The sequence below is a fragment of the Acetivibrio clariflavus DSM 19732 genome, from assembly GCF_000237085.1.
Taxonomy (GTDB): Bacteria; Bacillota; Clostridia; order Acetivibrionales; family Acetivibrionaceae; genus Acetivibrio; species Acetivibrio clariflavus.
On record NC_016627.1, the window covers coordinates 2,731,402 to 2,743,701 of the forward strand.

The 12,300-nt window shown below is 37.3% G+C and carries 11 protein-coding genes; all 11 read right to left on the reverse strand.

Annotation, left to right across the window (positions count from 1 at the left end; all coding sequences use genetic code 11):
• Nucleotides 1-5: 5 nt before the first annotated feature.
• The gene (locus tag CLOCL_RS11625; RefSeq protein ID WP_014255534.1) at nucleotides 6-698 is read right to left on the reverse strand and encodes a histidine phosphatase family protein; all 693 of its coding nucleotides are present in this window, start codon (nucleotides 696-698) and stop codon (nucleotides 6-8) included.
• A gap of 28 nt (nucleotides 699-726) precedes the next feature.
• Nucleotides 727-1,650, reverse strand: coding sequence for a dihydroorotate dehydrogenase (locus tag CLOCL_RS11630; protein WP_014255535.1), 924 nt, complete (start codon nucleotides 1,648-1,650; stop codon nucleotides 727-729).
• Complete coding sequence (locus CLOCL_RS11635) at nucleotides 1,643-2,428, reverse strand: dihydroorotate dehydrogenase electron transfer subunit (protein WP_014255536.1); 786 nt, start codon at nucleotides 2,426-2,428, stop codon at nucleotides 1,643-1,645. Before CLOCL_RS11635 ends, CLOCL_RS11630 begins: the two co-directional genes overlap by 8 nt.
• 128 nt (nucleotides 2,429-2,556) lie before the next feature.
• A complete protein-coding gene (gene carB, locus CLOCL_RS11640; RefSeq protein WP_014255537.1) occupies nucleotides 2,557-5,772 on the reverse strand; it encodes a carbamoyl-phosphate synthase large subunit in 3,216 nt (1,071 codons plus the stop codon).
• A gap of 142 nt (nucleotides 5,773-5,914) precedes the next feature.
• Complete coding sequence (locus tag CLOCL_RS11645) at nucleotides 5,915-6,988, reverse strand: carbamoyl phosphate synthase small subunit (RefSeq protein WP_014255538.1); 1,074 nt, start codon at nucleotides 6,986-6,988, stop codon at nucleotides 5,915-5,917.
• 33 nt (nucleotides 6,989-7,021) lie between these two features.
• The gene (pyrF, locus tag CLOCL_RS11650) at nucleotides 7,022-7,960 is read right to left on the reverse strand and encodes an orotidine-5'-phosphate decarboxylase (RefSeq protein WP_014255539.1); all 939 of its coding nucleotides are present in this window, start codon (nucleotides 7,958-7,960) and stop codon (nucleotides 7,022-7,024) included.
• Nucleotides 7,961-8,047: 87 nt separating this feature from the next.
• Nucleotides 8,048-9,334, reverse strand: a complete 1,287-nt coding sequence (locus tag CLOCL_RS11655) for a dihydroorotase (RefSeq protein WP_014255540.1) — start codon at nucleotides 9,332-9,334, stop codon at nucleotides 8,048-8,050.
• Nucleotides 9,318-10,256: an aspartate carbamoyltransferase catalytic subunit gene (locus tag CLOCL_RS11660; protein ID WP_014255541.1), complete on the reverse strand. Its 939-nt coding sequence runs from the start codon at nucleotides 10,254-10,256 to the stop codon at nucleotides 9,318-9,320. Before CLOCL_RS11660 ends, CLOCL_RS11655 begins: the two co-directional genes overlap by 17 nt.
• 362 nt (nucleotides 10,257-10,618) lie before the next feature.
• Nucleotides 10,619-11,173 (reverse strand): bifunctional pyr operon transcriptional regulator/uracil phosphoribosyltransferase PyrR, encoded by a 555-nt coding sequence (pyrR, locus tag CLOCL_RS11665; RefSeq protein ID WP_014255543.1) that lies wholly within the window; start codon nucleotides 11,171-11,173, stop codon nucleotides 10,619-10,621.
• A 278-nt stretch (nucleotides 11,174-11,451) separates the two neighbouring features.
• Nucleotides 11,452-11,886, reverse strand: coding sequence for a TIGR04086 family membrane protein (locus tag CLOCL_RS11670; protein ID WP_014255544.1), 435 nt, complete (start codon nucleotides 11,884-11,886; stop codon nucleotides 11,452-11,454).
• 92 nt (nucleotides 11,887-11,978) lie between these two features.
• A complete protein-coding gene (locus CLOCL_RS22565; protein ID WP_014255545.1) occupies nucleotides 11,979-12,146 on the reverse strand; it encodes a hypothetical protein in 168 nt (55 codons plus the stop codon).
• Nucleotides 12,147-12,300: the final 154 nt, after the last annotated feature.

Genomic DNA, 12,300 nt, shown 5'->3' on the forward strand with positions numbered 1-12,300 from the left:
GAAAATCACTCCTCCATATCCTTTTTCTGTTCATACTTTTCCATATAGTCCTTCCACCATTTTTGATTTTGTATAGTACTAAGTTCCAAATCCAGATGGGAAGCATCGCCCTCAACTATAACATTAAACCTTTCATTTTCATAGTCAACTATTGAAACTGCAGTATTATCATACCATTTTATATCAATCATATGTTCCAAATCAAGATGGAAAAAATGACACATAAGAGCTCGTATAGCAGTGCCATGGGTTACTATGCACACGTTTTTGCCTTTGTTGTTGTTTATAATATACATTACCTCATTTATAAGCCTTTCCTGAAACTCTTTCATTGTTTCCCCATTCGGCATTCTGTGAATATGAGGTTCATTTTCCCAGGTATGATACTCTTCCGGCCACAAATTCGGCAAATCATCCCACTTTTGACCTTCCCAATCTCCACCGTTAATTTCTTTCAGCTTATCGGTGCGAATGATGGGCAGTCCCTTTATATCTGCAATGTACTGAGCTGTTTGAATTGTCCTCTTTAAACTGCTGGAATAAAGAACATCTATATCTATATCTTTTAACCTTTCCGCAACCTTTTTTGCCTGAACATGCCCCTTTTCAGTAATACCCGAATCGGTCCAGCCGTGAAAAATTCGGTAGTAATTTCCCTCAGCTTCCGCATGCCTTACGAAAATGAGCCTGGTTTTCATTCTATATCCCTCTTTCGAAGTAACATTTTTAGTTTAACTCTAACATTCCTATTATATCATTAACATCCTTTATTCCATATATTCTTAAATAATTTTGTATTCCTTCCAAAACATCAACACAGGCATTTGGATTCACAAAATTGGCCGTACCTACCATTACTGCACTTGCCCCAGCCAGCATAAACTCAATTGCATCGTCACCGGTAGTTATACCGCCCATTCCTATAACAGGTATCTTAACGACCTGGGAAACTTCATATACCATTCTAACTGCAATGGGTTTAACTGCAGGTCCTGACAATCCACCGAAGTTGTTGGCTAAAATCGGACGCCTTTTGTGGATATCTATTGCCATTCCATACAAAGTATTTATCAGGGATATTGCATCGGCACCTTCTGCTTCGCATGCTTCCGCTATCTCCTTTATATCGGTAACATTTGGTGTAAGTTTCACAATTAAAGGTTTGCTGCAGTGTTTTCTAACTTCCCTGGTTATCTCTGTTATTCCGGAAACAGTATTTCCAAAGGACATACATCCTTTTTTTACATTGGGGCAGGATACATTGAGCTCTATAGCATCAATATCCTCATGAGACAAAATATCTGCCATTTCACAATAATCTTCAAGAGTATTTCCGGCAATATTTGCAATAATAGCTGTATTGAATTTTCTCAAAAAAGGAATCTCATCTTTTATGAAAGCTCTTACCCCCGGATTCTGAAGTCCGACACTGTTTAAAATACCCGCCGGTGTTTCGGCAATTCTGGGCGGTCTGTTTCCCTGTCTGGGCTCTAAAGTAAGTCCTTTGACCGAAATTCCCCCAATTTTATTTAAATCGGTGTACAGGCTAAATTCCCTTCCGAACCCGAAAGTACCCGATGCTGCAATAACAGGATTGGAAAGTTTCAACCCGCCAATATTCACTTCCATTCTGGGCATATTATCACTCATCAAAAATCACCTCATCACTCCAGAATACAGGGCCATCCTTACATACATGACGATACTCCCATCCATCTTCTTTTTTGGTTTTACAGGCACAAACCAGGCACGCTCCGATGCCGCATCCCATCCTCTGCTCCATTGATACCTGACATTTTATATTATTTTTCTTTGCAATTTCAACGACTTTCTTCAGCATGGGGGTAGGCCCACAGGTGTATATTATATCAAAACTGCAGCTTTTCAGATCATCTTCCAGTATATCGGTAACCAGTCCCTTATATCCCATGCTTCCGTCATCAGTGGAAATATTGAGCACGTTGCAGTTAGACTCAAATTCATCCACCAGTACCGCAAAATCCTTATTCCTAAATCCAATATACGCCCTTTTTTCAGCACCCTTTATCTCTCTTAAGGTATATAGAAGAGGGAATATACCTATTCCCCCTCCAACCACTGCAATTTTCCTGTACCCGTCGTCAAGGTGAAAGGGAGTGCCTAAAGGTGCTATTATATCAATTTCACTTCCGGTATTTTTTTGAGAAAGATATTCCGTTCCTATTCCCTTTATCTGAAATACGATATCGAAAGTTGCCCTGTCCTTATCCACTTTGCATATGCTAATGGGTCTTCTGAGCAAAGCATTTATACCTTCACTGCATTTTACATTCACAAATTGTCCGGGCTTGGCATTTTCAGATACATATTCCGACTTAATTGTCATCCTGTAAATGCCTTTTGCCAACTGTTCAGTTTTTTCAATCTGTTCTCGTAAAACTTTAGACATTCTCATCCTCCAAAACCAAAGTTCTATTTTCAACTGTCCCAAAAAAATTATAAAGTCTAATTCACAAAAGTGTACACATTCTCTTCTATCATATTTTGAGAGAAAATTAAAGAAAAACATTTGTAGCTTTATACATCAAAAATACTCAAATTATAAACTTCAAGGTCCTTTTCCCGTTTACCCAGTTTTATACACTCCAGTACTGCCTTTGCAGTATCTAAGGAAGTCATACAGGGTATTGACATTTCCACTGCCTTTCTTCTAATCTTAAATCCGTCTCTTTCCGGCTGTCTTCCCCTTGTAGGCGTGTTAATTATCATGCTGATTTTTCCTGACTGTATCAGATCCAGTATATTAGGTTCCCCTTCTCCTATCTTCTTTACTGCATTAGTAGCAATACCGTGAGTATTCAGCATATTGGCGGTCTTACCCGTACCGTATAGTTCATAGCCTAATTTTTCAAACTCTTCAGCAATAGATATCAGCTCTGTTTTGTCAGTGTCACGGACAGTCATAAGAATCCCGCCGCTTCTTTCAGGAATCTTTATTCCTGAACCGATAATTCCTTTGTACAGTGCATCGTGGAAATCCTTTGCAATTCCCAATACTTCTCCCGTGGATTTCATCTCAGGACCCAAACTTGTATCTACATCGTGCAGTTTTTCAAAGGAGAATACAGGAACTTTAACTGCATAATATTCTGATTCTTTATATAATCCCGTACCATATTTGAAATCTTTAAGAGTTTTTCCCATCATAATCTTAGTTGCGATATTTACCATAGGTATTCCTGTTACCTTGCTTATATACGGAACAGTTCGGCTAGAACGCGGATTTACCTCAATAACATACAATTCATTATTGTAATAGACATACTGAATGTTGATAAGTCCCACTACATTCAGAGCTTTTGCAAGCTTTCTTGTATATTCGACTATCTTTTCTTTTAGCTTGACGCAAATTGTAAGGGAAGGATATACCGATATACTGTCTCCCGAATGAACTCCGGCTCTCTCTAAATGTTCCATTATACCCGGAATCAGTATGTCTTCCCCGTCGCAAATGGCATCAACTTCAATTTCTTTACCCATCATATACTTATCTATCAATATGGGATGTTCCTGCTTTACTCTTGTAATGATTTCCATAAATTCTTTTACATCATTATCGTTGAAGGCAATCTCCATACCCTGGCCGCCTAAAACATAAGAGGGTCTTACCAGTACAGGATATTTAAGCTCATTTGCAGCTTCTAATGCTTCTTCCAAAGTAAATACCGTTTTTCCTGCAGGTCTTGGTATTCCCAATTCTTCCAAAACCGCATCAAACTTTTTGCGGTCTTCCGCAGCATCTATATAATAAGGCTGTGTACCGAAGATTTTTACTCCCATTCCATCTAAAGCTTTTGTCAGCTTTATAGCCGTCTGTCCACCGAATTGAACAATAACTCCATCAACCTTTTCCTTTTCGACAATGTTTTCAACGTCTTCTGGAGTAAGCGGCTCAAAGTAAAGTCTGTCAGCAGTATCAAAATCAGTACTTACCGTTTCGGGATTGTTATTGGCAATAATTGCCTCATAACCAGCTTCCTTGAGAGCCCATACCGAATGGACCGAACAGTAGTCAAATTCAATACCCTGCCCTATCCTAATGGGACCCGAGCCTAAAACAAGCACTTTCTTTTTATCGGTCTTTTTAACTTCACAGGTTTCATCAAAAGTGGAATAGTAATAAGGAGTCACAGCTTCAAATTCTGCTGCACAAGTATCAACCATCTTGTATGTTGCACAAATTCCAAAATCTTTTCTTCTTGCTTTTACATCATCTATGGTACATCCTAAATATTTCGCAATAACCATATCAGGGAATCCCATCTTCTTAATCTTTTTCATAAAATCTTTGTCCACATCCTCAAGCTTCATTGTCTTAAGCTTTTCTTCCGTCATAACCAATTCCCTGATCTTGTTTAAGAAGAACATATCTATCTTTGTTACATCATTTATTTCTTCAAGGGTTATTCCTCTTCTTATAGCCTCTGCCAGAACAAGAAGTCTTTCATCATTTACATCCTTGATTTTATTACAGATTTCCTCATCGCTAAAGCTTTTAAACACATCCTGTTCCAGGGTAAAAATTCCCAGTTCCAGTGATCTCAGCGCCTTCATCAAAGCACCTTCAAAGGAACTGCTGATGGCCATAACTTCACCGGTTGCCTTCATTTGAGTTCCCAGTGTCCTCTTTGCCTTAACAAATTTGTCAAAAGGCCATTTCGGAATTTTTACCACCACATAGTCAAGAGTAGGTTCAAAGCAGGCAAAAGTTTTTCCGGTTACAGCGTTTTGAATTTCATCAAGACCATAACCTACAGCAATTTTTGTCGCCACCTTTGCAATAGGATATCCTGTTGCCTTCGACGCTAATGCCGATGAACGGCTAACCCTTGGATTAACTTCAATTACTGCATATTCAAAGCTGTTGGGATTTAGAGCAAACTGAACATTACATCCTCCCTGTATCCCCAATTCGGAAATAATCTTAAGGGCCGCTGTACGAAGCATCTGATATTCCTTGTCGGTAAGGGTCTGGGAAGGAGCAACAACAATACTGTCTCCCGTATGAACTCCCACAGGGTCTATATTCTCCATATTACATACTGTTATGACATTTCCCTTACCGTCACGCATTACTTCGTACTCTATTTCCTTCCAACCGGAAATACACTTTTCTATAAGGACCTGATTAACCCTGGAAAGTCTTAAGCCATTACTTCCCACTTCATATAGTTCTTTCTCATTGTAAACTATACCTCCGCCTGTTCCCCCTAAAGTATAGGCAGGCCTTACCACCACAGGGTAACCAATCTGGGCTGCAAACTCGAGGGCATCTTCTATTGTGTTTACAACTTTACTGGCAATACAGGGTTCTCCTATTCTCTCCATAGTATCTTTAAAAGCCTGTCTGTCCTCTGCCATCTTAATCGCTTCAGTGGCAGTTCCAAGAAGTTTCACTCCATGTTCACTCAAAAACCCCGATTCTGCTAGTTCCATGGCCAAATTCAGTCCTGTCTGGCCTCCCAATGTGGGAAGTATGCTGTCAGGCTTCTCTTTAATAATAATCTTTTTTAAAACCTCCGGAGTAAGCGGTTCTATATATACTTTATCCGCTATATTTTTATCTGTCATAATTGTAGCAGGATTGCTATTTACCAATATAACTTCAATATTCTCCTCTTTTAAAGCCCGGCAGGCCTGAGTGCCTGCATAGTCAAACTCTGCTGCCTGGCCTATTATTATCGGACCTGATCCAATAACCAAAACTCTCTTAACATCATCTCTTTTAGGCATTAAAATCCCCCTTAAAACTTTTCAAAACTGATAATTCTCTTCATTGAACCAACTTGTTTATTTCCATTTTCTTTTTGTGTAACCATTTTTAGGTATTAGGAGCTTAAAAATTTTTAATATATAATTTTTGGTTTGATTTAATTTACATCTTATACTTATTCATCATTTCAACAAACTCATCAAACAGATATCCCGTATCTTTCGGTCCCGGTGAAGCTTCCGGATGGAACTGGACAGTAAATACCGGTACATCTTTATATCTTATACCTTCTATTGTTCCGTCATTCATATTCCGGTGACTCACTTCCATCCTTGTTTTATCCAAAGAAGATTCAACGATGGTATATCCATGATTTTGTGAAGTTATATAAGTCAAATCCTTCTCAAGGTCCTTCACCGGATGATTGCATCCTCTGTGGCCGTATTTCAGCTTTTCAGTATCCGCATTATTTGCCAAAGCTGTAATCTGATGTCCTAAGCAAATTCCAAACATCGGCTTTTTCCCCATAAGTTCCTTAACAGTTTTGATGGTTTCAACACAGTCCTTAGGATCGCCGGGTCCATTGGACAACATGATTCCATCGGGATTCACAGCCAAAATGTCTTCAGCCCTGGCATTGGCAGGGAATACATAAACTTCACAACCCCTATTTAACAGTGACCTTATTATATTCTGTTTGATACCAAGGTCAATAAGTGCAACTCTAAGCCCGTCACCCTTATAGTGTATAACTTCCTTTGTTGTCACACACATTACAGGATCTTTTATAACATAGGCCTTTATTTCGTCAATCTTCTCTTCAAACTTAAACTCAGGGTCAGTAGAAATAATTCCCCTCATAGTACCTTTATCTCTCAATATTTTGGTAAGCTGCCTTGTATCGATACCTTGTATGCCGATTATATTGTTGCGTTTAAGGTATTGGTTTAAAGTCTCTATCGACCTCCAGTTACTAGGGTTATCACAAAGTTCTCTTACAATGAATCCCTTAACCTGTGGCTTGCTCGATTCAATATCATCAAGGTTAACGCCGTAGTTACCTATCAGTGGATACGTCATTGTAACCACCTGTCCACAGTAAGAAGGGTCTGTAAGTACTTCCTGATACCCTGTCATACCTGTATTAAAAACAATCTCCCCTATTACTTCACCTTCTATTCCAAAATTCTCACCTTGGAAAATGGTCCCGTCTTCTAATGCCAATATTGCTTTCATGTTTATTCACCCCAAAAATAACTTTAAAATTTTCTATAGTGAAATGGCTTGGTTTATATCCTCTTTCATTCTCAGTGCTTCTGCTCTTGAAGCTTCATTAAATCTATCCTCAGTATATATACCTTTCCACTGTTCATCTTTATAAGCACACATTATACTTCTTGAAGCATTTACTATTGCACCTAATCCATCACTTTTAAAAGAATGGGCAACATCCCTTGCTGTGCCACCCTGTGCACCATAACCGGGGACCAGGATATAAGCATTTTTTAAAATTTTTCTCAATATTTTGGCCTGATTGGGATATGTAGCACCTACAACCGCACCAACATTGCTGTAACCGTATTTTCCTATGACATTTGCACCCCAATCGTTTACATATTCGGCCACCTTTTCATAAATACTCTTACCTTCATGGGTCAAGAGATCCTGAATTTGTCCCGATGATTTATTTGAAGTCTTTACAAGTACGAAGATTCCTTTTCCATATTTGGCACAATCATTCACAAAAGGCTTTATTCCGTCAATACCCAGATAAGGATTCACCGTTAAAGCATCTACGTCATAAACAGCCTCATCGATGTTTTCATCAATTTTGGTTTTTCCCAGAAAAGCTGAGGAATAGGCTTCTGCCGTAGGTCCTATGTCGTTTCTTTTTCCGTCTGCGATACAAATCAAACCTTTTTCCTTTGCATATCTGCATGTTTCATAAAAGACCTTTATACCTTCAATGCCATACATCTCATAATATGCCAACTGCGGCTTAACAGCCGGAATAATATCATAAAGGGAATCTATTAAAATTTTGTTAAACTTTAATATAGCTTCTGCTGCACCTTTTAAATTTGCCCCGTATTTTTCAAACATCTCTTCTTTTATAAAATTAGGAACATAGTCTATTTTAGGATCAAGTCCAACAACGGTAGGATTGTTTTTCTCTTTTATTTTTTCGATTAAGTTATCTATAAACATCGCTCTTGCTCTCCTTCTTAAATGTTTTAATTATAAATAAACTTCCAAACTAATGATTTTTTCTTTTCAAATCTGGAACTGTAACGGTTATAACAACACTTTTTCCCTAACCACTACATTGCCGTTTACAATGGTATAATAAACAGTACCTTGCAGTTTAAAACCGTTAAAAGGCGAATTTTTACTTTTTGAACTGAATTTATTCACATCCACAACATACTCTTCATCCGGGTCAATTATTGTCAAATCGGCACTGTTTCCAATTTCTATAGAACCTTTGTTAAGCCCTAAAATCTTCGAAGGATTCACACACATTTTTTCAATCAACTGTTCCAATGTAAGATGGCCCGGTTTAACCAGGTAAGTTATACTTAGAGGAAGAGCCGTCTCAAAACCAACCATTCCATTTGCTGCCAATGCAAACTCAACATTTTTTTCGTCTTCATGGTGAGGTGCATGATCAGTCGCTATAATATCGATAGTTCCATCTTTAAGTCCTTCAATAATGGCTTCAACATCTTTTTTAGTCCTTAAGGGAGGATTTACCTTGGCCAGAGTATTAAAACCATTACAAGCATCTTCTGTAAGCGTAAAATAGTGAGGACAGGTCTCACAGGTAACTTTTACTCCACGGCTCTTTGCATGCCTTATAAGGTCTACTGACAACTCAGTGCTCACATGAGCTATATGAATGGGAACCTTTGTATATTCAGCAAGGATAAGATCCCTTGCAACCATTATTTCTTCAGCAGCCGACGGAATGCCTTTAAGTCCAAGAACTGTAGACATATACCCCTCATTCATACATCCCTCGTCTGCAAGATCGAGGTCCTCACAATGGGAAATTACAGTTATATCAAACATAGAAGAATATTGAAGCGCTTTTTTCATAAGAGAAGAGTTTTTAAGGGGTCTTCCGTCATCAGAAATTGCCACTGCACCTGCAAATTTCAATTCCCCTATTTCAGAAAGCTCTTCACCCTTCAGCCCTTTAGATATTGCTCCTATAGGATAAACATTTACCACACCGTCTTGTTTTGCTTTATTGATAATGTACTTTACAATTGCCTGATTATCTATTACAGGATTTGTATTGGGCATACATGCAATTGAAGTAAAACCTCCTTTTGCTGCACTTCTTGTGCCCGTTTCAATATCTTCCTTATATTCAAATCCCGGATCCCTCAAATGGCAATGAGCATCAACAAGCCCCGGTATTACGTATTTTCCTTCTGCATAAATTATATCACCACTCACAAAATCCAAATCTTTGCCTATTTCCGCAATTTTACCGTTTTCTATCAGTATATCGAGACAGTCATTTATTTTTGATTTCGCGTCAACAACACGACCACCTTTAATTAATGTTCTCAACAGAATCCCTCCTTGTCAAAAGATACAATAGTGCCATTCTGACCGCCACTCCATTTGTAACCTGTTCATTTATAAGAGACTTTTCGCAGTCTACGACACCGGAAGACAACTCAACACCCCTGTTTACAGGTCCGGGATGCATAATCAAAGCATCTTCCTTTGCAAGTTTTAAACGTTTCTCATCAAGACCGAAAAATCTCGAATATTCACGTATACTTGGAAACAAACCTTTTTTCTGTCTTTCCAGCTGGATTCTAAGCCCCATAACCACATCAGCATCAATCAATGCCTCCTGAACTGTATTAAAGGCCTTAACTCCAAGTTTTTCGATCTCCGGTGGCAAAAGGGTGGCTGGTCCGGCAACACAAACTTCGGCGCCAAGCTTTGTCATTCCATATATATTGCTCCTGGCAACCCTGCTGTGATATATATCTCCTATAATTGCCACTTTCAGTCCTTTGAGACTGCCCTTTTTCTCAACTATGGTAAACATGTCAAGCAATGCTTGAGTAGGATGCTCATTCATACCGTCTCCTGCATTAATAACCGATGCGTTTATATTTTTTGCAATAAGATGCGGTGCTCCCGACATTGGATGTCTTATAATAATAACATCGGTCCCCATCATATCTATGGTCTTGGCAGTATCAATCAAAGTCTCACCCTTAGCAACACTGCTGCTTGAAGCTGAAACATTGGCGGAACTTGCACTCATATACTTTGATGCCAGTTCAAAAGATAGTCTCGTCCTTGTGCTGTTCTCATAAAACAAAGTGACAATGGATTTTCCCTGAAGATGCGGAGTCTTTTTGTTTTTTGAAATAAGGATATACTTCATCGTCTTTGCTGTGTTTAAAATGTATTCAATCTCTTCTGCTGTAAGTTCCTTAAGGCCCAATAAATCTTTTGACTTTAAAACCATCATAGCACCTCACTAAACTTATATTTAAAATACTTTTTTAATCATTTTCTTCCACTATGCCCTGAAAAAGTACTAAAATTTTCAAGACCAAATACCGATTAGTTTTCCTCTTTTCAAGCGTTGGAAAATGGTGTAAAAAAATAGCAAGGATAAATATCCTCACTATTTTTGAAAATAACTATTTTACCAATTGAATTATAAGATGTTTTATGCATTATATATATAAAAGGAAAATACATCATCATTTTCTCCCTTAATTTAGTTATGAACATGTTAATATGGCCTTTCATATCAAATATCCTTTCCTAGATTAATTCAAAACAGATTTAAAATCATATATAAACCAATTGAACTTATATAAATTATTGGTTGTTCGCTCTTTCAAGGTCACTTATGGTGACTACATTTACTCCATCAATATCATGCAATTTAACATTGACAACCTCAGATCTTGAAGTGGGTACATTTTTTCCCACATAATCGGCACGGATAGGAAGCTCTCTATGGCCTCTGTCTATTAAGACCGCCAGTTGTATCATCTTTGGCCTTCCTATATCCATAATTGCATCAATTGCTGCTCTAACCGTTCTTCCTGTATAAATTACATCATCCACCAGGACAATTTTTTTGCCGTTTATTGAAAAGTTTATCTCGGTTCCGTTTATTATAGGATGTTCTGCAAGCATACTCAAATCATCCCTATAGAGGGTTATATCCAAAATTCCAACAGGAACTTCTTTCCCTTCAACGCCTTTTATCTTTTCAGCTATCATTTTGGAAAGGGGTACACCTCGGCGCTGAATTCCTATTAGTACAATGTCATCTATACCTTTATTTTTTTCAATTATTTCATGAGCTATCCTTGTAACCGCTCTAAATATTCCGTTTTCATCCATTATTTCAGCTTTATCAATCATACCCGAACGCTCCATTATATTTTATACAGTACATTTATTTCTATAATCATTATTACATTTATACCAAAAAAGCTTCTTGCCAGATGACGGCAAGAAGCTAGAATACATAGCATATTTTAAATACATATACTTAAATATGTATACTCTTATACTCTCATGCGCCACCTTTCAGCCTCACAGGACTTAATTAAAGGTAACTATTCAATTAATAATATACTAACATAACAAAAAATTAATGTCTATATTTAATTTTAAAATTTTTAAAAATTCATCATCCATTATCTGTTAACTCTTGCTCTAGGCTCTCGCCTTAGATTTATCCCCAATATGCCCCCAATTGAACCTGCAATCACACCTATTATAAACATTATTATCACATGACTGTTAATGGAATAATCTCTGTATGCCAAACTGCTGACTAGGAATAAAATACCCATATACAAAAGTCCGACAATTCCTCCATTTAACCAGCCCTTCCTTTTAATCTTGCTACTGGATATCCAACCGGCTACTACTATACTTACTAATGTAGTTATAATAACTGCCGAAGGAAAAAATTTATCCGGAAAATCGGTATAGTACAAAAAGAAAGCAAAAATCCAGAACAGCGGTATGGTTATCAAATATGCTATTGCTATACCTTTAACCATCGATACGATGTTTGCGTGCTCGCTTATGATGTTTTTGGCCGTTTGGCCCGTTTTGTTTATCATAAAAACCCCCCAATAAATTATTAATATGCTTACATTAATAATTTATTGGGATGATTATTTTATTAGAACCAAAATAAACTTGACTTTTTTATTTATTTGTTTTCTTCTTTCATATCGTTTTTATAAAGGGTCAATATACATTCATCCAATTGTTCCTCTGTAAATACACCTTCCTGGATCATTTTCCTGTATGCCGGTTTATTTTTCATCATACTAAGGTATATTTCAAAGTCAATATTGTTCTTATTTTCTTTTACCATTTCATTTCCTCCTCGTTGTTACCATATCTTCACACTCTTTATTTACATACTTATATATTTTAGATAAAATTGTAAATATTTTCAATAATTTTTTCAATTTTAAAAAAATTTTAGTTTACAAGGAACTTTTATATAATTATATAAGTCTAATGTA

Coding starts and splice junctions, on each gene's coding strand:
- CLOCL_RS22565 (WP_014255545.1), bottom strand. CDS start 12,146: ATGGTAAAAGAAAATAAGAACAATATTGACTTTGAAATATACCTTAGT.
- CLOCL_RS11630 (WP_014255535.1), bottom strand. CDS start 1,650: ATGAGTGATAATATGCCCAGAATGGAAGTGAATATTGGCGGGTTGAAA.
- CLOCL_RS11670 (WP_014255544.1), bottom strand. CDS start 11,886: ATGATAAACAAAACGGGCCAAACGGCCAAAAACATCATAAGCGAGCAC.
- pyrF (WP_014255539.1), bottom strand. CDS start 7,960: ATGTTTATAGATAACTTAATCGAAAAAATAAAAGAGAAAAACAATCCT.
- CLOCL_RS11660 (WP_014255541.1), bottom strand. CDS start 10,256: ATGGTTTTAAAGTCAAAAGATTTATTGGGCCTTAAGGAACTTACAGCA.
- CLOCL_RS11625 (WP_014255534.1), bottom strand. CDS start 698: ATGAAAACCAGGCTCATTTTCGTAAGGCATGCGGAAGCTGAGGGAAAT.
- CLOCL_RS11635 (WP_014255536.1), bottom strand. CDS start 2,428: ATGTCTAAAGTTTTACGAGAACAGATTGAAAAAACTGAACAGTTGGCA.
- CLOCL_RS11645 (WP_014255538.1), bottom strand. CDS start 6,988: ATGAAAGCAATATTGGCATTAGAAGACGGGACCATTTTCCAAGGTGAG.
- carB (WP_014255537.1), bottom strand. CDS start 5,772: ATGCCTAAAAGAGATGATGTTAAGAGAGTTTTGGTTATTGGATCAGGT.
- pyrR (WP_014255543.1), bottom strand. CDS start 11,173: ATGATTGATAAAGCTGAAATAATGGATGAAAACGGAATATTTAGAGCG.